This is a genomic window from Riemerella columbipharyngis (assembly GCF_900101995.1).
Classification (GTDB): Bacteria; Bacteroidota; Bacteroidia; order Flavobacteriales; family Weeksellaceae; genus Riemerella; species Riemerella columbipharyngis.
In genome coordinates, this window is the sequence record NZ_FNAS01000007.1 from 73,899 (window position 1) to 96,370 (window position 22,472).

The 22,472-nt window shown below is 36.9% G+C and carries 20 protein-coding genes; 19 read left to right on the plus strand and 1 reads right to left on the minus strand.

Translation table 11 applies throughout. From position 1 onward, the window contains the following. Positions 1–5 precede the first annotated feature (5 nt). From nosZ to BLS89_RS05455, 19 genes are all read left to right on the plus strand, one after another. Positions 6–2,012 carry a Sec-dependent nitrous-oxide reductase gene (gene nosZ, locus BLS89_RS05365; protein WP_092736460.1) on the plus strand — a complete coding sequence of 669 codons (2,007 nt, stop codon included), beginning with the start codon at positions 6–8 and terminating at the stop codon, positions 2,010–2,012. Between the two features lie 72 nt (positions 2,013–2,084). Then, the gene (locus tag BLS89_RS05370; RefSeq protein WP_245688885.1) at positions 2,085–2,663 is read left to right on the plus strand and encodes a hypothetical protein; all 579 of its coding nucleotides are present in this window, start codon (positions 2,085–2,087) and stop codon (positions 2,661–2,663) included. Beyond that, the gene (locus BLS89_RS05375) at positions 2,660–3,070 is read left to right on the plus strand and encodes a nitrous oxide reductase accessory protein NosL (RefSeq protein WP_092736462.1); all 411 of its coding nucleotides are present in this window, start codon (positions 2,660–2,662) and stop codon (positions 3,068–3,070) included. The genes BLS89_RS05370 and BLS89_RS05375 overlap by 4 nt, the downstream gene beginning before the upstream one ends. A gap of 36 nt (positions 3,071–3,106) precedes the next feature. Further along, the gene (gene nosD, locus BLS89_RS05380) at positions 3,107–4,351 is read left to right on the plus strand and encodes a nitrous oxide reductase family maturation protein NosD (protein WP_092736463.1); all 1,245 of its coding nucleotides are present in this window, start codon (positions 3,107–3,109) and stop codon (positions 4,349–4,351) included. Positions 4,352–4,363: 12 nt separating this feature from the next. Beyond that, positions 4,364–5,077, plus strand: coding sequence for an ABC transporter ATP-binding protein (locus tag BLS89_RS05385; RefSeq protein WP_092736464.1), 714 nt, complete (start codon positions 4,364–4,366; stop codon positions 5,075–5,077). Then, positions 5,070–5,837 (plus strand): ABC transporter permease subunit, encoded by a 768-nt coding sequence (locus BLS89_RS05390; protein WP_092736465.1) that lies wholly within the window; start codon positions 5,070–5,072, stop codon positions 5,835–5,837. The genes BLS89_RS05385 and BLS89_RS05390 overlap by 8 nt, the downstream gene beginning before the upstream one ends. A gap of 219 nt (positions 5,838–6,056) precedes the next feature. Continuing rightward, positions 6,057–6,299, plus strand: a complete 243-nt coding sequence (locus tag BLS89_RS05395) for a glycosyltransferase family 32 protein (RefSeq protein WP_245688889.1) — start codon at positions 6,057–6,059, stop codon at positions 6,297–6,299. 738 nt (positions 6,300–7,037) lie between these two features. Continuing rightward, positions 7,038–7,481: a 50S ribosomal protein L11 gene (gene rplK, locus BLS89_RS05410; RefSeq protein ID WP_092736469.1), complete on the plus strand. Its 444-nt coding sequence runs from the start codon at positions 7,038–7,040 to the stop codon at positions 7,479–7,481. A 10-nt stretch (positions 7,482–7,491) separates the two neighbouring features. Further along, the gene (gene rplA / locus BLS89_RS05415; protein ID WP_092736470.1) at positions 7,492–8,184 is read left to right on the plus strand and encodes a 50S ribosomal protein L1; all 693 of its coding nucleotides are present in this window, start codon (positions 7,492–7,494) and stop codon (positions 8,182–8,184) included. Between the two features lie 12 nt (positions 8,185–8,196). Then, positions 8,197–8,697: a 50S ribosomal protein L10 gene (rplJ, locus tag BLS89_RS05420; protein ID WP_092736471.1), complete on the plus strand. Its 501-nt coding sequence runs from the start codon at positions 8,197–8,199 to the stop codon at positions 8,695–8,697. Positions 8,698–8,766: 69 nt separating this feature from the next. Further along, on the plus strand, positions 8,767–9,135 hold the full coding sequence (gene rplL, locus BLS89_RS05425) for a 50S ribosomal protein L7/L12 (protein ID WP_092736472.1): 369 nt from the start codon (positions 8,767–8,769) through the stop codon (positions 9,133–9,135). A 129-nt stretch (positions 9,136–9,264) separates the two neighbouring features. Continuing rightward, the gene (locus tag BLS89_RS10805; protein WP_221403651.1) at positions 9,265–9,465 is read left to right on the plus strand and encodes a hypothetical protein; all 201 of its coding nucleotides are present in this window, start codon (positions 9,265–9,267) and stop codon (positions 9,463–9,465) included. A gap of 33 nt (positions 9,466–9,498) precedes the next feature. Further along, positions 9,499–10,002, plus strand: a complete 504-nt coding sequence (locus BLS89_RS10810) for a metallophosphoesterase (RefSeq protein WP_221403652.1) — start codon at positions 9,499–9,501, stop codon at positions 10,000–10,002. Further along, complete coding sequence (locus tag BLS89_RS10815; protein ID WP_221403653.1) at positions 9,984–10,268, plus strand: metallophosphoesterase family protein; 285 nt, start codon at positions 9,984–9,986, stop codon at positions 10,266–10,268. Before BLS89_RS10810 ends, BLS89_RS10815 begins: the two co-directional genes overlap by 19 nt. Before the next feature lie 146 nt (positions 10,269–10,414). After that, positions 10,415–10,687, plus strand: a complete 273-nt coding sequence (locus BLS89_RS05435) for a cyclic-phosphate processing receiver domain-containing protein (RefSeq protein ID WP_245688886.1) — start codon at positions 10,415–10,417, stop codon at positions 10,685–10,687. Between the two features lie 413 nt (positions 10,688–11,100). After that, positions 11,101–14,928 (plus strand): DNA-directed RNA polymerase subunit beta, encoded by a 3,828-nt coding sequence (rpoB, locus tag BLS89_RS05440; RefSeq protein WP_092736474.1) that lies wholly within the window; start codon positions 11,101–11,103, stop codon positions 14,926–14,928. Positions 14,929–15,013: 85 nt separating this feature from the next. Continuing rightward, positions 15,014–19,282, plus strand: coding sequence for a DNA-directed RNA polymerase subunit beta' (gene rpoC / locus BLS89_RS05445; protein ID WP_092736475.1), 4,269 nt, complete (start codon positions 15,014–15,016; stop codon positions 19,280–19,282). Between the two features lie 89 nt (positions 19,283–19,371). Continuing rightward, the gene (locus BLS89_RS05450) at positions 19,372–19,683 is read left to right on the plus strand and encodes a DUF3467 domain-containing protein (protein WP_092736476.1); all 312 of its coding nucleotides are present in this window, start codon (positions 19,372–19,374) and stop codon (positions 19,681–19,683) included. Positions 19,684–19,770: 87 nt separating this feature from the next. Next, positions 19,771–21,645 carry an ABC-F family ATP-binding cassette domain-containing protein gene (locus tag BLS89_RS05455; protein WP_092736477.1) on the plus strand — a complete coding sequence of 625 codons (1,875 nt, stop codon included), beginning with the start codon at positions 19,771–19,773 and terminating at the stop codon, positions 21,643–21,645. Between the two features lie 219 nt (positions 21,646–21,864). Here the strand turns inward: BLS89_RS05455 and BLS89_RS05460 are convergent. Further along, positions 21,865–22,472: restriction endonuclease subunit S domain-containing protein (locus tag BLS89_RS05460; protein WP_092736478.1), on the minus strand; the 608-nt coding region annotated here is incomplete at its 5' end.

The following is a 22,472-nucleotide window of genomic DNA, read 5'->3' on the forward strand; positions in this document are numbered from 1 at the left end:
AAGATATGAAAACAATAAAAACATTAGGTGGGATTACTTTGCTATTGGGGAGTATGTGCTTCTTGAATAGCTGTAAACCTAAAAGTACGGAAAATGTAGTATCTGGGGATGCTGCAGAGAAAGTTTATGTAGCACCGGGAAAGCACGACGAGTTTTATAACTTTGTGAGTGGTGGATTTAATGGACAAATGGGGGTCTATGGATTGCCAAGCGGCAGGCTTCTGAAAGTAGTGCCTATTTTCTCTGTAAATCCGGAAAATGGCTATGGCTATAGCGAGGAGACTAAACCAATGTTGGAAACCTCTCACGGCTTTATTCCTTGGGACGACCAGCACCACTTAGAAATCTCTCAAACCAACGGTGAAGTAGATGGGCGTTGGATTTTTGCTAACGCGAATAATACACCGCGTATCGCAAGAATAGATTTGAATACTTTCAAAACCGTGGAAGTATTAGAATTGCCAAACTCTGCAGGGAACCACTCTTCTCCTTTCATTACAGAAAATACAGAGTATGTAGTAGCAGGAACGCGTTTTTCTGTACCTACGGATGATGTCAATGGAGATGTCCCTATCAATAGTTTCAAAGAAAATTTCAAAGGAGTTATTTCTTTTGTAAAGGTAGATCCTAAAACAGGAGAGATGAATCTTGCTTTTCAAATCGAAGCTCCGGGAGTGAATTTTGACTTATCGCACGCAGGTAAAGGAAAATCTCACGGATGGTTCTTCTTTTCTTGCTATAATTCAGAACAAGCCAATACTCTGTTGGAAGTAAATGCTTCTCAGAATGACAAAGACTTTATTATGGCATTGAACTGGAAAAAAGCAGAAGAATACATAAAAGCAGGTAAAGGTAGAAAGGTGAAAACCAGCTATGCTCATAATAAATGGAATGAAGAAACTCACTCTGGTTCTTCTAAAATGGAGCAAGAAGTTACGATGCTTTCAACAAAAGATTTAAAAGATTTATGTTATTTTATGCCGACACCAAAATCACCACACGGATGTGATATTGATCCGACGGGAGAGTATATAGTTGGTTCTGGTAAATTAGCCGCTTTAGTTCCGGTGCATAGCTTTACAAAAATGTTGAAAGCCATAGAAAATAAAGATTTTGCCGGAGAATATGACGGAATTCCTATACTGAAATATGAATCTACATTACACGGAGAAGTTCAAAAACCGGGCTTGGGGCCATTGCATACAGAATTTGATAATGAAGGTCATGCCTATACTTCGTTCTTCGTATCTTCAGAAGTAGTGAAATGGGATGTTAAGACATTGAAAGTATTGGATAGACAGCCTACTTATTACTCTGTAGGACACCTTATGATTCCGGGAGGAGATTCCAAAAAACCTTTTGGTAAGTACCTGGTAGCTTATAACAAAATTACAAAAGATAGATTTTTGCCAACCGGACCGGAATTGGCTCAGTCTGCACAGCTGTATGATATCAGTGGAGATAAAATGAAATTGTTGTTAGATTTCCCAACTTTTGGAGAACCACACTATGCACAAGCCTTACCGGCAAGTATGATAGAGGGTAAACAAGTGAAATTTTACGACATCAGTAAAAACAAACACCCTTATGTTACTAAAGGAGAATCCGAATCTAGGGTTGTAAGAGAAGGGAATAAAGTACATGTGTATATGACTTCTATCCGCTCTCACTTTGCTCCTGATAACATTGAGGGGATTAAAGTCGGAGATGAGGTTTATTTCCATGTAACCAACTTAGAACAAGACTGGGATGTGCCGCATGGATTTGCAATCAAAGGTGCAGAGAATGCAGAGTTGCTTATTATGCCTGGAGAAACTTGTACTCTGAAATGGATTCCTAAAAAAGCGGGAATGTGGCCAATGTATTGTACAGACTTCTGTTCTGCATTACACCAAGAGATGCAAGGCTATGTGAGGGTATCTCCTGCGGGTAGTTCTACGCCGTTGGTTTATAGTCTGAATAATAAGGCAGACAATGCTCAAAGTCCTGTAAAACAAGGAACAACTAAATAATCAATATTTTATAACGATTCAGATATATTAAAATGATATTCTGGATCGTTATATTTATACTATAATATTATTATGAATAGTACACTATCCAGAACTTCTACCGTTATTATGATTGTTTGCGGCTTAGGATTGCTTGTATGTCATTTCGTACCGCTATGGGCAATCTATTTGGAAGCACCGCAATATCCAGAGGGGCTGTCTATGTTTTTGTATACAAATAAAATCTCTGGAGATTATAAAATTATAAATGGGTTGAACCATTATATCGGAATGAAAGAAATTCATCAAAAAGATTTTTGGGAATTTAGAGTTTTGCCTTATATACTCGGTCTTTTTTCAATGATTGCATTTTTCATAGCTTGGCACAGAAAAAAAATAGGATTGTATTTATTTTGTATTCTTTTCTTATTGTTTGGGATAGGTTTTATGATAGATTTTTATTTCTGGGAATATGATTACGGGCATAATCTAAATCCTAATGCTGCTATTGTAGTACCTGGAATGACCTACCAGCCTCCGCTTATAGGGTTTAAACAATTACTTAATTTCGGAGCTTATTCTTGTCCGGATATAGGTGGTTGGATTATGTTTGGTGTAGGTGTTTTATTACTTATTGTATCAATTTATGAATTAAAAAAAAGTAAATTATGAAAAAGATTTTTTCTCTATTGTTAGGGACAGGTTTATTGTTATTGGTTTTATCTTGCAGTAAAAAAACGGAACCGATTAACTTTGGAAAAGACCAATGCTCACATTGTAAAATGGTAATTGAAGACCCTAAATACGGTGCTGAACTATTAACATCAAAAGGCAGAGTGTACAAATTTGATGATTTGAGCTGTATGGAATCTTTTGTTGATGAAAATCCGGATAAAGCAGACCATGCCCAGCTTTATGTTTCGGATTTTATAACACACGAGTTGTTCCCTGTAGAGCAGGCATCCAAAGTTACAGGAGGAGAGGTGAGAAGTCCTATGGGAGGGAATACTGCAGCTTTTAAAAATAAAAACGAAGCCATTAGCGAAGCAAAAAAATTAAATGCTGAACTTGTAAATTGATTCAAAGTTACTTTCAAATAATATACTGTTGGTAATATGGCGATATTAAAATACTGGTTGTGCGGTTTAGGGATTTTAACGGCATTAAATATCCAAGCGACGACATACTCGGTGGGGCGGAATAAAACATATAAAACCATCCATTCTGCTCTGAAAAAGGCCAAGAGCGGCGATACCATTTTGGTCTATGGTGGTCACTACAAAGAGGGGAATATTAACCTTGATAAATCTATTACTTTGATAGGAATTGACCGTCCTATTCTGGATGGCGAAATGAAGTATGAAATCGTTTCTTTTAGAGCTAATCATATTGTCTTAGAGGGGTTTAAAATAATGAACTCAGGAAAAGACGAGATAAGAAATATCGGAGCAGTGAGACTCTATGACAGCCATTTTTCTACCATAAAAAATAATATTTTTGATAATAACTACTTTGGAATCACTATTCAAAGAGGATATCAGTGTTTGGTTCAAAACAATAAAATAACGACGAGCAGAGGGGCTTCTCAAGAGCTTATAGGAGATGGGATTCATGTATGGTCTAGTTCGGATATTTGGATTAAAAATAATTTTATTAAAGGCCATAAAGACGGTATATATTTAGAAAAAGCAAACAATACTTTTGTCTATAAAAATAATTCTCAAGAGAACAAACGCTATGGGCTTCATTTTATGTTTTCTCATAATAATGTCTATATAGGGAATGTATTTCGGAATAACGAAGCAGGAGTGGCTGTAATGTATAGTAGAAATGTGAAGATGAAATACAACCGGTTTTTGGATAACTGGGGAGATAATGTATACGGCTTGTTGCTTAAAGAACTAACATTTAGTAAAGTGAGTCATAATGTTTTTAGCAATAATTCTATTGGTGTTTTTACAGATGGATCTTCGAAAATAGATTTTTATAATAACCAGTTTCAAAATAATGGCTGGGGATTAAAAATCAATACAAATTGTGTTGAAAATAAACTTATAAATAATAATTTTGTCAATAATATTTTTGACATTAGTACTAGTGGAACAGTTTTTCTTAATACCTTTAAACACAACTATTGGGACAAATACGAAGGATATGATCTTGATAGAAACGCTGTAGGAGACATCCCTTTTTATCCGCTAAGTCTCTATTCTGTGTTGTCTGAAAAAACACCTATGATTATGATTCTTTTTGGAACTTTTTTTGTGGAGCTTATCAATCGTTCTGAAAAACTAATGCCTACTCTTACACCAGATACCTTTGTAGATGAACAGCCTTCAATGAAACCCAATAAGATTTAATTTGATATATTTATGATTGTTATACAAAATTTGACGAAAAGATTTGGGAAATTTACGGCATTGCATAATGTAAGTATGGAATGCAAACAAGGGAAATCTATCGCTTTTATAGGGCCTAATGGCTGCGGCAAAACGAGCTTAATTAAAAGTATCCTTGGGCTGAATACCATAGATGAAGGTCATATCTTCGTAAATCAAAAAGATGTGGCAGAAGATTATCTTTACCGAGAAGATATCGGCTATATGCCTCAGTTTGGTAAATATCCGGAGAATATGACAATAAAGGAGACTCTGGATATGATTATAAAAAATCGAGCGTATAAAGGTGAGCGGGATATGGAGCTTTTCGAGCAATACCATATCCAAGATTTGTATCAGAAAAAAATGGGAAGTCTCTCCGGAGGAACCATTCAAAAAGTAAGTGCGGTGATAGCATTTATGTTTAATCCGAATATCATTATTTTAGATGAACCTACAGCAGGATTAGATCCTTTGGCATCAGAAATTCTTAAAAATAAAATCATAAAAGAAAGGCAAAAAGGGAAGCTCATTATCATCACTTCTCATTTATTGAGCGAATTAGATGATATTATCAACGAGGTGGTCTTTTTGTCAGAAGGAAAGGTAATGTTTCACCAAGATGTAGAAACACTAAAATCTCAAACAAAAGAAGAAAAAATTTCTCAAGCTATTACAAGTATTTTAAAACAACTTCAATATGTTTAAAATTGCTCAATTTATTTTCACCGATATTCTTAAAAATAAAGTAATTTTGGTATATACTGCTTTGCTTTTTATTATCTCTTGGTCTGTATTGGGGCTGGAAGCTAATCAGGCTAAAGCAAATCTAAATCTATTAAATATTATTTTATTTGTTGTACCATTGCTAAGTCTTTTGTTTTCTATTATTTATATTTACAACAGTAGTCAGTTTATAGAGTTGTTATCTACTCAGCCGATTCATAGGAATGTTATTTGGACAGGGATTTTCATTGGGCTTTTGGGCTCTTTGGTTTTGGCTTTTTTAGTGGGCTGCGGTTTGCCGATTTTGATTTATTCTTCCTTAGAATATGGGCTGTCGATCCTCATCGGAGGAACACTGCTTACTGTAGATTTTGTAGCTTTAGCTATGCTGTCGGCTATATCCAGTAAGGATAGAGCAAAAGGAATTGGGATTGCAATTTTTATTTGGATATTTTTTAATATTATTTATGATAGTATTTTGTTGATAATGATGTATCAGTTCTCGGATTATCCTATCGAGAAATTGATGGTTGTATTATCGGCTTTAAGTCCTATCGGACTGACCAGAATTTTTGTACAGTTAGAATTGGATATTTCCAATATGTTGGGGTATTCCGGAGCTATATTTAAAGAAATTTTTGGAACTGGAAAGGGTGTTCTTATTTCTGTTTTTATTCTTATCGTATGGATGGCTATTCCTTTTTTGCTTAGTTTGATAAAGTTCAGAAAAAAAGATTTATAGAGCATTAAACAGATACGAAATATTTTGAATTATCAATAAAATAGATGGAAAAAATATTCGTGTTAAACTGGCTTTTCGGGAAATAATTATCTTTTTTACAATGGGCTTTATTTGTAGCTCGTGTTTATTAGCAAAGCTAATGTTTTATCAAAAAAAGTGTAACTTGCGTGCTGTATTTCAAAAAAATAATATTAAAGTTACATTACGATACCTAAAATTATTCACTATTGTTGGTTTGGCGGTAAGCCTCTTCCGGAATTAGCTAAGGTTTGTATAGAATCGTGGAAGAGAAATTTTCCCGGTTTTGAAATAATGGAGTGGAATGAAAAGAATTTTGACATTAACTCTCATCAGTTTGTTAAGGAGTGTTGTGAAGTTAAAAAATATGGATTTGTAGTAGATGTTCTTAGGAATCATGTGCTAAAGGAATATGGCGGGATTTATTTGGATACAGATGTGTAATTTATCAAACCTATACCGGAAGATATGCTGGATGCTAAATCTATAATTTGTTATGAAGATTATAATTTTCCAAATGTTGGTTTTATAGCAAGCGAGAAAAATGGACAGATGGTAAACGATGTCTATAATTTGTATAAAGATAGACATTTCGTTAATGGAGATGGAACTATAAATAGCGACTTTACAAGGACCTATAGATTATAAAAAAAGTAATTGTCGAAAAAGTAATTGTATTAGATGGAACTTGGAAAAAGGATTATGATGAAGGTCTTATTATCCTCAAGAATATTTTTGTGCTAAAAGCTGGGAAACAAAAGAAGTGGATGTAATATATAATGCCTATGCCATATACTACTACAATGCGAGTTTGTTTTCTGAAGAAGCAAAAAGAGAATCGAAAATCAATATGATCAGAAGAAAAATGTACAGAACAGCAAAAGAATTGAGGAAATTAAAAGTGGAGGAAATGTTGATTTTTCGTACATCAGGATTTGATTATAGAATTTTCTATAATTATTTCCTGTATACTTTAAAGAATAAGTTTGGGAAATTTTTTGGAAAAAAAATGAGATGAAAAATTATTTATTAAAAACTTGTCGGTTAAAAAAATATTACTAATTTTGCAGTCCGTAATTGGGTTCGGAGTATATCATTGTGAGAAGGAGTATTCTAATGAACACATTTACAATATAAAAATGCTTCCACATTTTATAAATTAAATTTAATCAAAAACTAAACATGGCAAAGAAAGTCTTTAAAATGGTAAAACTCCAAGTGAAAGGTGGCGCTGCTAACCCTTCACCGCCAGTAGGTCCGGCATTAGGTTCTGCAGGTGTTAACATTATGGAGTTTTGTAAACAATTCAATGGAAGAACTCAAGATAAGCCCGGACAGGTATTGCCTGTGATTATTACTGTTTACGAAGATAAATCTTTTGACTTCGTTATTAAAACTCCGCCTGCTGCAGTTCAGCTTTTAGAAGCTTCTAAACTGAAAAAAGGTTCTGGTGAGCCAAACAGAAATAAAGTAGGTAGTGTATCTTGGGAACAAGTGCAAAAAATAGCAGAAGATAAAATGGCAGACCTTAACTGCTTTACATTGGATTCTGCAATGAGTATGATCGCTGGTACAGCAAGATCAATGGGATTGAAAGTAACAGGTACTAAACCTACTAACGCTTAAAAACAATTCAATGGCAAGATTAACTAAAAAGCAAAAAGAAGTTTCTACTAAGATAGAAAAAAATAAACTTTACAGCCTGGAAGAAGCATCGGCTTTGGTGAAGGAAGTAAATATCACAAAATTTGATGCTTCTGTAGATATCGCTGTGAGATTAGGCGTTGACCCAAGAAAAGCAAACCAAATGGTGAGAGGGGTGGTATCTTTACCTCACGGAACCGGTAAGGATGTTAAAGTTTTAGCATTGGTAACTCCAGATAAAGAAGCGGAAGCTAAGGCAGCAGGTGCAGATTTCGTAGGGTTAGATGAGTATCTTGAAAAAATCAAATCCGGATGGACAGATGTGGATGTTATCGTTACAATGCCTGCAGTTATGGGGAAATTAGGACCATTAGGTAGAGTGTTAGGGCCAAGAGGTCTTATGCCAAACCCTAAATCCGGAACTGTAACTATGGAGATAGGTAAAGCTGTATCTGAAGTGAAAGCTGGTAAAATAGATTTCAAAGTAGATAAATACGGTATCGTTCACGCGGCGATAGGTAAGGTGTCTTTTGATGCCGATAAGATTAAAGAAAATGCTCAAGAGCTTATCCAAACTTTAATCAAAATGAAACCTACGGCAGCTAAAGGAACCTATGTGAAAAGCATTTACCTTTCTTCTACAATGAGTCCAGGTATAGCAATTGATACTAAATCTGTAAACTAAAATCTGAATACAATGACTAAAGAAGAAAAAGTAATAGTAATACAAGAGATAAAAGATATGCTGCAAGATGCTAAAAATGTATATGTGGCAAATCTTGAGGGAATGAATGCTGCTGCTACTTCAGATTTTAGAAGAAGAGCATTCAAGAATAATATCAAACTGAAAGTGGTAAAAAACACTTTGCTTAGAAAGGCTATGGAACAAATGGAGGGATTAGACTACTCCGAAATGTTCTCTACTTTCAAAGGTAATTCTGTTTTGATGGTTTCTGAAAAAGCAAATGCACCGGCTAAACTGATTAAAGATTTTAGAAAAAAGGAGTCTATCCCTGCTCTTAAATCTGCAGTATTAGATGAGGTATTTTATATAGGAGATGATAAATTGGATACATTGGCAAACCTCAAATCCAAAGAAGAAGTTATCGGAGATATCATCGGATTACTTCAATCTCCAATCAGAAATATACTTTCTGCATTGCAAAATCAGGATAAAATGAAAGAAGGAGCCGAGTAAGCCTTTTTAATTAAAAAGACACTCAAAAAAAATAAAAATAAATCGTTAACAACAAAAACATTAAAAAAAATGTCAGATTTGAAAAATTTAGCGGAAACGCTTGTAAACCTTACTGTAAAAGATGTAAATGAATTAGCTCAGATCCTTAAGGATGAGTATGGTATCGAACCTGCTGCTGCTACTGTAGTTGCTGCTGCCGGTGGTGCTGGTGAAGCTGCAGAAGAGAAAACAGAATTTGATGTAATCTTGAAATCTGCAGGTGCTTCTAAATTGGCTATTGTAAAATTAGTAAAAGACTTGACTGGTGCTGGTCTTAAAGAAGCTAAAGACTTAGTAGATGGGGCTCCTGCTCCAATCAAAGAAGGTGTAACTAAAGACGAAGCAGAAGCTCTTAAAAAACAATTAGAAGAAGCTGGTGCAGAAGTGGAATTAAAATAATTCATATACTTTCTATACGATTAAAGCACTCTTATACAAGGGTGCTTTTTTGTATTTGTAAATATTGGTTTGGTTTTTGTAGAGGAATGTTTTACGATGTTTATTAATGATTATTAGTACAGAAGTACTATGATGAAATCACTTTTTATATTGATGTTTTCCTTGTTTATAGGAGCTAATTTTTATGTAGCGTGGCGTGTATGGACACTTGTCCCTTTTGGCTTGTTAGGCAGAGTACTTTCTGTGTCTGCTATTTTATTGGCATTAGGCTGTTTGTTCATTTATCTAAGCGGTGTTATAGAGCAACTTCCGATGGATCTGGCAGTTTGAGTTTATGGAATAGGAACTACATGGATTGTCTTATTGCTTTATCTCACAATGGTGTTTCTATTGGCGGATATTGCTTATGGATTTCATCTTATTCCATCGCATTGGGTTTGTCATAGCTGGATAGGCTCTATTGTTTTGTTGGTATTGATGTCCTCTATATTTGGATATGGCTATTGGAAATACAATCAAAAGGCAAGAGTGTCATTAGATATAGTTACCGCCAAAAAGTTAGAACGCCCATTGATGATAGTGCTGTTATCGGATCTTCACTTAGGTTATCATAATAGGGCTTCGGAATTGAAGCGTTGGATAAATATGATAAATAAAGAAAACCCGGATTTGGTGCTTATAGGTGGTGATATTATAGATCGGAGTATCCGTCCGCTGGTTCACGATGGAATGGCGGAGATGCTTAGGCAAATCAATGCACCTGTTTTTGCTTGTTTGGGAAACCACGAATACTATGCTTCTTCCAAAGAAAATCAGAAGAATTCTATAAAAAGGCGGATATTCACCTTTTGCGTGATGAAACCGTGAGTATAGACGGGATAGATATTATTGGTAGAGATGATTGTACTAATGGAAGTCGGAAATCGTTGGATAGTTTGATACGTAATATTCAAGTATCCCATTTTATAATTTTGTTGGATCATCAGCCTTTCCATCTAGAAGAGACAGAAGCTCAAAATGTAGATTTCCAGTTTAGTGGACATACCCATTATGGACAGGTGTGGCCAATATCGTGGATAGAGGATGCAATATACGAATTAGCTTACGGTAAAATGAAAAAAGGAATACCTTGATTTATGTTTCTTCAGGTATGGGGATCTGGGGTGGGAAATGCCGTATCGGAACTCAGTCAGATGTAGTATTGAAATTACATAATTAAAACTGCCAGTTAGATTAAAGAATTTTCACCGACTTATATTGTTGCTATTCTCTACTATTTTTGCAACTAAAAACAGATGTCTGTACGGTTGATATGATTTATCCTAAGGTAGAAAAAGAGGAGTTTGATTTAGTGCAAGAGTTTGTAGATTATATCCAACAAAATGGGCTGCCTGATTTTATTAGTTTTGATAATGATTTAGGGTTGGATGAAGACGGGAATCTTGCGTTAGATGGTTTAGTAGTTGCAAAATGGCTGGTTTATGAGTCGGGGTTGGATTTAAGGAAATTAAATTACTGCGTACATTTTACAAATCCTGTGGTAGTGGAGTAAATTAGAAGGCTTTTAGAAAACTATTTAAAATACTTAAATTTTTAAATGATTTTTTTGTAAAATAATTTGGATTTTTAGAGAGGAAAATCATATATTTGTGGTTTACTTTGAGTGAGATGCATTTATAACAGAAGTGAAATTTATTTAATACTCTAATCCTTAGTGGGTTAGGGCTTTTGTGTTTGTGTGCCTTTTAAAGTAAGACTAAAAGTAAAAAAAATATTTTGCACTACGCCGTGAAAAGATATACCGGTGTTGCAGTTAGAAAGTTGTTTTTAATAATTCAGCGTGACCAAGGTTTTACAATAGCTCACTCAGTTTCCGCCTGCACGCCGTTATTTTAAATTTACTATCTGATATTTTTTGTAAGTGTCAACAAAATATTTTTTAACATTCAACATTATCTAAGTTTTATGAGTAAAACAAAGACGACAAAAAAAACTCAAGAAAATCAGAGAATCAATTTCTCTTCAGCAAAAGGGAAGATCGAAGCTCCGGATTTTTTGGATATTCAGATTGAATCCTTTAAAGAGTTTTTTCAGCTTGATACCCTCCCGGAACAAAGGGTACACGAAGGACTTTACAAAACCTTTCAGGAAAATTTTCCAATCACAGATTCTCGCAATCAATTTGTTTTAGAGTTTTTGGATTATTTGGTAGATTCTCCTCGTTACTCTATAGACGAGTGTGTAGAGAGAGGACTTACTTATTCTGTGCCGCTTAAGGCGAGATTGAAACTATATTGTACAGATCCGGAGCACGAGGAGTTTGAAACTGTGGTGCAAGATGTGTACTTAGGTCCTGTGCCTTATATGACGCCTAGTGGTTCCTTTATCATCAATGGTGCTGAAAGGGTAATCGTAACACAATTACATAGATCTCCGGGGGTGTTCTTCGGGCAGACTTATCACGCTAATGGTACGAAACTTTACTATTCTAGAATTATTCCTTTCAAAGGTTCTTGGATGGAGTTTACGACGGATATCAACAGCGTAATGTATGCTTATATCGACCGTAAGAAAAAATTACCGCTTACGACTTTGCTTAGAGCCATTGGCTACGAGTCGGATAAAGAAATTCTCCAGATATTCGATTTGGCAGAAGAGGTAAAAGTATCTAAAGCTGCACTGAAAAAAGTGGAGGGTAGAACTTTGGCAGCAAGAGTGTTGAACACTTGGTTCGAAGATTTCGTAGATGAAGATACAGGAGAAGTAGTATCTTTGGAAAGAAATGAAATTATACTTGATAGAGAAACCGTTTTGGATAAAGAGCATTTGGATCTTATTTTAGATTCTGGTGTTAAAACAATTTTGATTCACAAGGAAAATAATAAAGAGTTTTCCATTATCCAAAATACATTACAAAAAGACCCTACCAACTCGGAAAAAGAAGCGGTGGATTATATCTATCGCCAGTTAAGAAATGCTGAACCGCCAGATGACGAAACAGCAAGAGGAATTATAGATAAATTATTCTTCTCGGAGCAGAGGTATTCTCTTGGTGAAGTAGGGCGTTACAGATTGAACAAAAAACTTGGTCTTAATGTAGATGAAAACACGCAGGTACTTACCAAAGAGGATATTATCAGCATCGTGAAGCACCTTATAGAGCTTGCAAATTCTAAAGCGGAGGTAGATGATATAGACCACCTCTCTAACAGAAGAATTAGAACAGTAGGAGAGCAGCTTGCAGGTCAGTTTGGTGTAGGGCTTTCCAGAATAGCCAGAACTATCAGAGAGAGAATGAATGTTCGTGATAACGAGATCTTCACGCCGATGGATTTGGTAAATGCTAAGACCTTGACTTCTGTGATTAATTCATTCTTCGGAACCAACCAGCTTTCTCAGTTTATGGACCAGACGAATCCACTTTCTGAGATTACGCACAAGCGCAGATTATCAGCGTTAGGTCCGGGTGGGCTTTCCAGAGAGCGTGCAGGGTTTGAGGTTCGAGATGTTCACCATACCCACTACGGAAGAATTTGTCCGATAGAAACACCGGAAGGGCCGAACATTGGGTTGATTTCGTCTTTGGGAATATATGCTAAAATAAATAATTTAGGATTTATTGAAACGCCATACCGAAAAGTTGAAAATGGAAAAGTAAGTCTGAAATCTACACCGATATTCCTTAATGCAGAAGATGAAGAATCTAAAATCATTGCCCAAGCGAATGTGGAGCTGGATGACGATGGTAAATTCTTGACCGATAGAATTATAGCCCGTTTAGATGGTGATTATCCGGTAGTAGAACCAGAGCAAGTCGATTTAATAGATGTGGCGCCAAACCAGATTTCCGGTATCTCGGCATCTCTTATTCCGTTCCTTGAACACGATGATGCGAACCGTGCACTGATGGGATCAAACATGATGCGTCAGGCAGTGCCATTGCTTAAACCTCAGGCACCTATCGTAGGTACAGGGCTTGAAAAGCAAGTGGCAAAAGACTCTAGAATCTTAATCAATGCTGAAAGAGGTGGGGTAGTAGAGTATGTAGATGCTAATGAAATTGTTATAAAATATGATAGAAGTGAAGATGAAGACCTTGTAAGCTTTGAATCTGCTACTAAAACATATAAATTGACAAAATTCAGGAAAACCAACCAATCTACGACCATTACGCTAAAACCAATTGTAAGAATAGGCGATAGAGTAGAAAAAGGACAAGTGCTTTGCGAAGGGTATGCAACGGAAAATGGAGAACTCGCTCTTGGTAGAAACCTTGTGGTAGCATTTATGCCTTGGAAAGGATACAACTTCGAGGATGCGATTGTGATCAATGAAAAAGTGGTTCGTAACGACTGGTTTACCTCTATCCATGTAGATGAGTATTCTTTGGAAGTAAGAGATACCAAATTGGGTATGGAAGAGCTTACTTCTGATATTCCGAATGTTTCCGAAGAGGCTACCAAAGACTTGGACGAAAACGGTATGATTAGAATCGGTGCGGAAGTGAAGCCTGGCGATATCCTTATTGGTAAAATTACACCGAAAGGAGAATCAGACCCTACGCCGGAAGAGAAACTTCTTAGAGCAATCTTCGGGGATAAAGCCGGTGATGTGAAAGATGCATCGCTAAAAGCAGACTCTTCCCTAAGAGGTGTAGTAATCGGTAAAAAACTGTTCAGCAGAAACATTAAAGATAAAAAGAAAAGAGCCGAAGAGAAAATAAAATTAGAAGAAATCGAAAACGAATACAGAATCAAACTAAACGATTTGAGGAATGTATTGTTGGAGAAACTTAATACCATTGTAAATGGTAAAACTTCTCAAGGGGTAAACAATGACCTTCAAGAGGAGATTATCCCTAAAGGAGCCAAATTTACAATGAAGCTTCTTCAGAGTGTAGAGGATTATGTAAATGTAAGCGGCTCTGATTGGACTGTAGATACAGATAAAAACGAATTGATCAAACAGCTTATCCATAACTACAAAATCAAGTACAACGATATCCAAGGAATGAAAAACCGTGAGAAGTACGCTACTTCTATCGGAGACGAATTGCCTTCCGGAATTGTGAAATTGGCTAAAGTTTACATCGCTAAAAAGCGTAAACTTAATGTAGGGGATAAAATGGCAGGACGACACGGTAACAAAGGTATCGTTTCCAGAATTGTCCGCGAAGAAGATATGCCATTCTTAGAAGATGGAACACCTGTAGATATCGTGCTTAACCCGCTCGGGGTACCGTCTCGTATGAACATTGGACAGATCTATGAAACTGTACTTGGATGGGCAGGTAAGAAACTTGGGCTTAAATTTGCAACGCCAATCTTTGATGGTGCAAAATTGGATCAGATTACCGAATATACCGACAAGGCAGGACTTCCAATCTATGGAAATACTTACCTCTATGACGGTGGTACCGGAGAGAGATTTACGCAGCCAGCTACAGTAGGGGTAATCTATATGTTGAAACTCGGACACATGGTAGATGATAAGATGCACGCGCGTTCTATTGGACCATACTCACTTATTACTCAGCAGCCGCTTGGTGGTAAGGCACAGTTTGGAGGACAGCGTTTCGGAGAGATGGAGGTTTGGGCACTTGAGGCTTTCGGTGCATCGAATATCCTTAGAGAAATCCTTACCGTGAAGTCTGATGATGTGATTGGTAGAGCGAAAACTTACGAAGCGATTGCTAAAGGAGAGGCAATGCCTGAACCGGGAATTCCGGAATCCTTCAATGTATTGCTTCACGAGTTGCAAGGTTTAGGACTTGATGTAAAACTTGAAGAATAATTTTAAATTTTAATTATGTCTTTTGGATGTATTACACCAAAAAATAATCTAAAATCTAAAGTCTAAAAATCTAAAATCTAAATTAATGTCAAATAAAAATAAAACAAGTAGATTTAGTAAAATCTCTATAGGATTAGCATCCCCGGAATCTATTCTTCAAGAATCAAGAGGGGAGGTTCTAAAACCTGAAACCATTAACTATAGAACTCACAAGCCTGAAAGAGATGGTCTATTTTGTGAGAAAATTTTTGGTCCTGTAAAGGATTATGAATGTGCTTGCGGTAAGTATAAAAGAATTCGTTACAAAGGAATTGTTTGCGACCGCTGTGGGGTAGAAGTTACGGAGAAAAAAGTTCGTCGTGAGCGTATAGGACATATCAATTTGGTAGTTCCTGTGGCGCACATTTGGTACTTCCGTTCTTTACCGAATAAAATCGGGTACCTTTTAGGATTGCCTTCCAAAAAATTGGATATGATTATCTACTACGAAAGATATGTCGTAATCCAACAAGGGATAGCAAGAAAAGAAGATGGCTCGGAGTTCGAAGAAATGGAGTTCTTGACAGAGGAAGAATACTTAGATGTATTGGATAGACTGCCTCAGGAAAACCAATATTTGGACGATAGCGACCCTAATAAGTTTATCGCTAAAATGGGTGCCGAGGCGGTAGAAGAACTTTTGAAAAGAATTAACCTTGATGATTTATCTTATGAGCTAAGACACAAAGCACACAACGAAACTTCTAAACAAAGAAGAACAGAAGCGCTAAAAAGATTATCTGTGGTAGAAGCATTGAGAGATGCCAATACCAGAATGATTAACCGCCCTGAATGGATGGTGATGCGTGTACTTCCTGTGATACCACCGGAGCTGAGACCTTTGGTGCCATTGGATGGAGGGCGTTTTGCGACTTCGGATCTTAATGACCTTTACCGTAGGGTAATCATTAGAAACAACCGTCTGAAAAGATTAATGGAAATCAAAGCACCGGAAGTTATCCTTAGAAATGAAAAGCGTATGCTTCAGGAGTCTGTGGATTCATTATTTGATAATACCAGAAAATCATCTGCCGTAAAATCAGAGTCCAACCGTCCGCTTAAATCGCTTTCAGATTCATTAAAAGGTAAGCAAGGGCGTTTCCGTCAGAACCTCTTAGGTAAAAGGGTAGACTACTCTGCGCGTTCTGTAATCGTGGTAGGTCCTACGCTTAAACTTCACGAATGCGGTATTCCTAAGGATATGGCTGCAGAGCTTTACAAACCTTTTATCATCAGAAAATTGATAGAGAGAGGTATTGTGAAAACAGTGAAATCTGCGAAGAGAATTATCGATAGAAAAGAACCTGTGGTTTACGATATTTTGGAAAATGTAATGAAAGGACACCCGGTTCTTCTCAATAGGGCACCTACGCTTCACCGTTTGGGTATCCAAGCATTCCAGCCAAAAATGATTGAGGGTAAGGCGATTCAGCTGCACCCATTGGTAACTACAGCCTTCAATGCCGACTTTGACGGGGACCAGATGGCGGTACACTTACCATTAGGACCAGAGGCGATTCTTGAAGCTCAATTGTTGATGTTAGGTTCTCAGAATGTCCTTAACCCTGCCAATGGTTCCCCTATCACGGTGCCATCTCAGGATATGGTACTTGGGCTTTATTTTATGACTAAAGAGGCTCATTCTACACCGGAGCACAAAGTAAAAGGTGAAGGATTGGTATTCTACTCGCCGGAAGAGGCAGAAATAGCTTACAGCGAGGGAAAAGCTTCTCTTAATGCTAAAGTAAAATGTAAACTTCCTGTGAAAAACGAACAGGGAGAACTCGAAATAAAACTTATAGAAACTACTGTGGGTAGAATTTTGTTCAATCAGATTGTACCTAAATCCGTGGGCTATATTAATGAGCTTTTGACTAAGAAGTCCCTAAGAAATGTCATAGGTAAGATTCTTAGCGAAACAGATTTCCCTACGACAGTAGATTTCTTAGATAAAATGAAAGACTTAGGATATAGAAACGCCTTCAAAGGTGGATTATCCTTTAGCTTAGCCGATATTGTGGTGCCGGAAGAAAAGAAAAAAATGATTTCTTCTGCCGTGGAAAGTGTAGATGATATTAAGGCTAACTATAATATGGGGCTTATCACGGATACGGAGCGTTATAACCAGGTGATTGATGTTTGGACAAATACTAATGCAAACCTCACCGAGATGATTATGCAAAGAATGAAAACCGACCAAGGCGGATTCAACTCTGTTTATATGATGTTGGATTCCGGTGCGAGGGGTTCTAAAGAGCAGATTCGTCAGTTATCCGGTATGCGTGGTCTGATGGCGAAACCTCAAAAAGCAGGTTCCGTAGGTGCGGAGATTATCGAAAACCCTATTGTGGCAAACTTTAAGGAAGGTCTGTCTATCTTGGAGTACTTTATCTCTACGCACGGTGCGCGTAAAGGTCTTGCGGATACAGCTCTTAAAACCGCCGATGCCGGATACCTTACAAGGAGACTTGTGGATGTGGCACAAGATGTCATCATTACAGAAGACGATTGCGGTACATTGAGAGGGGTAGAGGTAACACCGCTTAAGAAAAATGATGAAATCGTGGAGAGGATATCCGAAAGAATACTTGGTAGGGTAGCCTTGAACGATATTTATCATCCTGAAACTGATGAGCTAATGGTAGAAGCAGATCAGTTAATCAACGAAGAATTGGCTAAGAAAATAGAGGATGCAGGAATAGAAGCCGTAGAAGTGCGTTCACCACTAAGCTGTGAAGCTAAGAGAGGTATTTGTGCGAAATGCTACGGAAGAAACCTTGCGACAGGTAAGATGATTCATATGGGAGAAGCCGTAGGGGTAATTGCTGCACAGTCTATTGGTGAGCCGGGAACACAGCTTACACTGAGAACCTTCCACCAAGGGGGTACGGCAGGAAATGTATCCGAAGATCCGTCTATCAAAGCAAGGAGAGATGGTATCGTAGAGATGGACGAAATTAGAACCGTTCTCTCTGAAGACGAAGAAGGAAACAAAGCTGAGATTGTGGTATCCCGTTCTACAGAATTCCGTTTGGTAGCAGACAATGCAGCCAGAACGGTTATTATGGCGGCACAGGTGCCTTATGGTTCCAGTATTTTTGTGAAGCCGGGAGACAAAGTGAAAAAAGGAGACCTCATTGCGAAATGGGATCCTTATAACGCGGTAATCATCGCAGAGACTTCAGGTAAAGTAGAGTACGAGGATATTATTCAAGGGGTTTCTTTCCAATTGGAAATAGACGAGCAAACCGGTTTCGAAGAAAAAGTAATCTCTGAGTCCAGAAATAAAAAAGCCGTTCCTACACTTAGAGTAGTGGATAATAAGGGTAATGAACAAAAATCTTATAACCTACCGGTAGGAGCCCATTTGATGGTTAATGACGGAGAGAAAATCAAAGCCGGTAAAGTCTTGATAAAAATCCCAAGAAAGTCTGCAAAAGCAGGGGATATCACGGGAGGTCTTCCAAGGGTAACCGAGCTTTTCGAAGCAAGAAACCCATCTAACCCGGCTGTGGTAACGGAAATAGACGGGGTGGTATCTTACGGAAAAATCAAGAGAGGAAACAGAGAGCTTATCGTGGAGTCTAAAACAGGAGAAATCAAAAAGTATTTGGTGAAATTATCCAATCAGATTCTTGTTCAGGAAAACGATTTCGTGAAAGCCGGTTCGCCACTCTCAGATGGTTCTGTAACGCCTAACGATATCTTGGCAATTAAAGGTCCTACTGCGGTTCAGGAATATTTGGTAAATGAGATACAAGAGGTTTATCGTTTACAAGGTGTGAAGATAGATGATAAGCACTTTGAAATCATTGTACGCCAGATGATGACCAAAGTAGAAATCGTGGACGGTGGTGATACGCATTTCCTTGAAGGAAGCTTGGAACACAAACAAGACTTTATAGCAGAAAACGAAAGAGTTTTCGGTATGAAAGTGGTAACTGATCCGGGAGATTCCAAAGAGCTTAAAGCCGGACAAATGATTACAGCAAGACAGCTTAGAGACGAGAATCTTAAGTTGAGACGTGAAGACTTGAAACTTGTAGAAGTGAGAGAAGCTCTTACGGCTACGGCTCATCCTGTTCTTCAGGGTATTACCAGAGCGGCACTTCAGACGAAATCATTTATGTCTGCAGCGTCTTTCCAAGAAACAACTAAGGTGCTTAACGAAGCGGCTGTATCCGGTAAAGTAGATGAGCTGAATGGTCTTAAAGAAAATGTAATCGTAGGACACAGAATTCCTGCCGGTACAGGACTTAAAGACTATCAACATTATATCGTAGGTTCAAATAAGGAGTTTGAAGATATGAAATAATTAGAATAAATATTAAAAAATGTTTGAAAGGTTCGAGATTGTTTCTTATCTTTAACCTTTCAAACTTTAACACAAAAAATAAAAAGATTATGGACAACAATCAAAACCAAGATCCAAACAACATCAACATTGAATTGAACGAAGTAGTAGCGGCAGGCGTTTATGCTAACTTAGCATTGGTAAACCACTCTCCGTCTGAGTTCGTATTAGATTTTATCCAGCTAATGCCAGGGGTGCAACAAGCGAAAGTGAGATCAAGAGTTATTTTGGCACCTCTTCACGCTAAAAGAATTCTTAATGCACTTCAGCAAAATGTAGCAAGCTACGAGCAGCAATTTGGTGAAATCAAGGAAGTAGAACCATTCGTTTTAGGTGGAGGCAATAATACGCCGCAAGCTTAATTTATTTCTTAGAAATTATAAACTCCTGCATCATTCGTTGTAGGAGTTTTTTCATTTATTAACCCTTTGGTCAAGATTATTTAGATTATGAATTATATTAGTGCAGAGCAATTGACAAAATCTTATGGTGTTAAATTTTTATTCAAGGATATTTCGTTTAATATCAATGAGGGGGACAAAATCGCTCTCGTAGCTAAAAATGGCAGTGGGAAGTCTACTTTGCTGAAAATTATTCTCGGTAGAGAAATTGCGGATGGTGGAGAGGTAATTGTAAATAAGGATATTCAAGTGGTGTTGTTCGACCAAGAAATTAGCTTTGACGGAGAGGATAGCATAGAGGAATTTATGATGAAGCTGGATTCTGCCCCCATCAATGCATTAAGAAATTACCATCAATCTTTGTATTCTACAGATACGAAATTTATAGAAGAAGCTTTGGCTGAAATGGAAATTTATAAGGCTTGGGATTTGGAAAACGAAATGAAGCAGATTCTTTCTCAACTTAAAATCAATGACTTGTCGGTGAAAATGGGAATGCTGTCCGGAGGGCAAATCAAGCGTGTAGCTCTGGCAAAACTGCTTACGGAAACTCGGGCGGAACACCGCCATACACTTCTGATAATGGACGAACCTACGAACCATCTGGATGTGGAAATGGTAGAATGGTTGGAAAATTATTTGTCCAAAGAAAAAATAACGCTTTTACTTGTTACCCACGACCGTTACTTCTTGGACAGCGTGTGTGATATAATCTGGGAGCTGGAAGACCAAAAACTCTATGTCCATAATGGCAGCTATGCAACTTATCTTGAGAACAAAATGATTCGAGAGGAGAATCTAAGTGCGACAATAGATAAAGCGAATAACCTCTACCGTAAGGAATTGGAATGGATGAGAAGGCAGCCAAAGGCAAGAACTACAAAATCAAAAAGCAGAATAGAGGCTTTTTATGAAACAGAAAAGGTGGCAAAAACCAATACTTCCAAAGAGTCTTTGGAGCTGAATTTTGAAATGAAAAGGCTTGGTAAGAAAATTTTAGAGCTTAGAGATATCTCTAAAAAATATGGAAATACCATTATTCTTGATGATTTTTCTTATCAGTTTCAGAGAGGGGAAAAGGTAGGGATAATAGGGAAGAATGGGGTAGGGAAATCTACATTACTCAATATTATCCAAGGTTTGGAAAATTACGACAAAGGCGAGATAGAGACAGGGGAGACGATTCGTTTCGGTTATTTTTCACAAAAGGGACTTCAGTATAAAGAAGATGAGCGGGTGATAGATTTCATCAGAGAAATATCGGATAATTTTCCTTTGGCTAATGGTAAAACTATTTCTGCATCGCAGTTTCTGAGGCTGTTTTTATTTGATGACCAAACCCAATATTCGCTCATATCTAAGCTTTCTGGTGGGGAAAAGCGTAGGCTACACCTAATGTATGTCCTTTATCAAAATCCTAATTTTCTCATTTTTGATGAACCTACCAATGATTTGGATTTACCTACGCTTACCATATTAGAAAACTTTTTGGCTCAGTTTCAGGGGACGGTGGCTATTGTTTCCCACGATCGTTATTTTATGGACAGAATTGTTTCTCATGTTTTAGCTTTTGAGGGTAATGGCAAGGTAAAAGATTTTACAGGAAATTTCTCTGAGTATAGGCAATATAAAAGCCAACAGGAAAAAGCTGGGATTTCGGAAACGGAAAAAATAGCGGAGGAAAAACCACAAACTCAGAAGTCCAAAAAAAGACTTTCGTATAAGGAGCAAAGGGAATTGGAGCAAATAGACAAGAGGCTTCCAGAGAAGGAAGCACAGCGGCAAATAGTGATGGAACAGCTTAACAATGAAACCGATTATGAGAAAATCACTTTGTTGTCCGAAAAATTAGAAGCTCTTACTTCCGAAATAGAAATGATGGAAATACGCTGGCTGGAGCTGCAAGCTGTGTTAGAAGATTGATTGACAAGAGTATATCCATAAAGTAATTAGCCACTACAATTTGCAGTGGCTAATTAAAATATATTTATCAATTATTACTTCACTTATTCAAAAATAATGTCACTTGATTATCAATAATTTAAATGTATAGTGATACAAAAATGAGATAATTTTAAATTTTGTAATAAATGATAATTTAGCACAATGCTATAAAAAAGAGACCAAACATTGGTCTCTTTTTTATTCTACTTCTATTTGCCCGTTCATAAGCATTGGTAATAGGGTATCGCGGAGGGCTTGTAAGTGATAGATTTCATTTCTATTTATTTTCATTTTTTTATAAAGTATTTTGACACTTCCAACAAATTTTTCAGCAATTCTATCATTTGGAAGTAAGATTTTTTGTTCTTTCAAAAATTTAAAATGACGAGCATAACCATAATTTGATAAGTCTATTTTTAATAAAGAATGATATAATAAGTATTGAGGCATTTTCTTATTATTACTAAATAAGATTTGGGTACCATCAGCACCTCTTGCGAAATCAAAATCTACTAATTTTAGAATTCTCGTATGGTCTCCAAAAATGATAGCTGGAATATCAGAAGATTCAATAAGACTTTCTATTTTATTTGTATACCCACAAATAAAATCTATACTTTGGTCTATAATCGGTATCTTTCCAAATAATAAATAATCTTTAGCATTAATTTTTATAGTAGGTTTGTTCTTTTTCAATATTTCTCCCACAGACTTCACCTCCCACTCCGCAGGGATTTCTCGTTTTAGGATTTCATTATAAACCATTTTTCCTCCACTGGATTTATAGGGTTTTCCATTTTCATCAG

Excerpts from the sequence above, each read along its gene's own strand:
- BLS89_RS05370 (WP_245688885.1), top strand. The coding sequence starts at position 2,085 with ATGAATAGTACACTATCCAGAACTTCTACCGTTATTATGATTGTTTGC.
- rpoC (WP_092736475.1), top strand. The coding sequence starts at position 15,014 with ATGTCAAATAAAAATAAAACAAGTAGATTTAGTAAAATCTCTATAGGA.
- BLS89_RS05390 (WP_092736465.1), top strand. The coding sequence starts at position 5,070 with ATGTTTAAAATTGCTCAATTTATTTTCACCGATATTCTTAAAAATAAA.
- BLS89_RS05455 (WP_092736477.1), top strand. The coding sequence starts at position 19,771 with ATGAATTATATTAGTGCAGAGCAATTGACAAAATCTTATGGTGTTAAA.
- rplK (WP_092736469.1), top strand. The coding sequence starts at position 7,038 with ATGGCAAAGAAAGTCTTTAAAATGGTAAAACTCCAAGTGAAAGGTGGC.
- BLS89_RS10805 (WP_221403651.1), top strand. The coding sequence starts at position 9,265 with ATGATGAAATCACTTTTTATATTGATGTTTTCCTTGTTTATAGGAGCT.
- BLS89_RS05385 (WP_092736464.1), top strand. The coding sequence starts at position 4,364 with ATGATTGTTATACAAAATTTGACGAAAAGATTTGGGAAATTTACGGCA.
- BLS89_RS05450 (WP_092736476.1), top strand. The coding sequence starts at position 19,372 with ATGGACAACAATCAAAACCAAGATCCAAACAACATCAACATTGAATTG.
- nosZ (WP_092736460.1), top strand. The coding sequence starts at position 6 with ATGAAAACAATAAAAACATTAGGTGGGATTACTTTGCTATTGGGGAGT.
- rpoB (WP_092736474.1), top strand. The coding sequence starts at position 11,101 with ATGAGTAAAACAAAGACGACAAAAAAAACTCAAGAAAATCAGAGAATC.
- BLS89_RS05375 (WP_092736462.1), top strand. The coding sequence starts at position 2,660 with ATGAAAAAGATTTTTTCTCTATTGTTAGGGACAGGTTTATTGTTATTG.
- nosD (WP_092736463.1), top strand. The coding sequence starts at position 3,107 with ATGGCGATATTAAAATACTGGTTGTGCGGTTTAGGGATTTTAACGGCA.
- rplL (WP_092736472.1), top strand. The coding sequence starts at position 8,767 with ATGTCAGATTTGAAAAATTTAGCGGAAACGCTTGTAAACCTTACTGTA.
- rplA (WP_092736470.1), top strand. The coding sequence starts at position 7,492 with ATGGCAAGATTAACTAAAAAGCAAAAAGAAGTTTCTACTAAGATAGAA.
- rplJ (WP_092736471.1), top strand. The coding sequence starts at position 8,197 with ATGACTAAAGAAGAAAAAGTAATAGTAATACAAGAGATAAAAGATATG.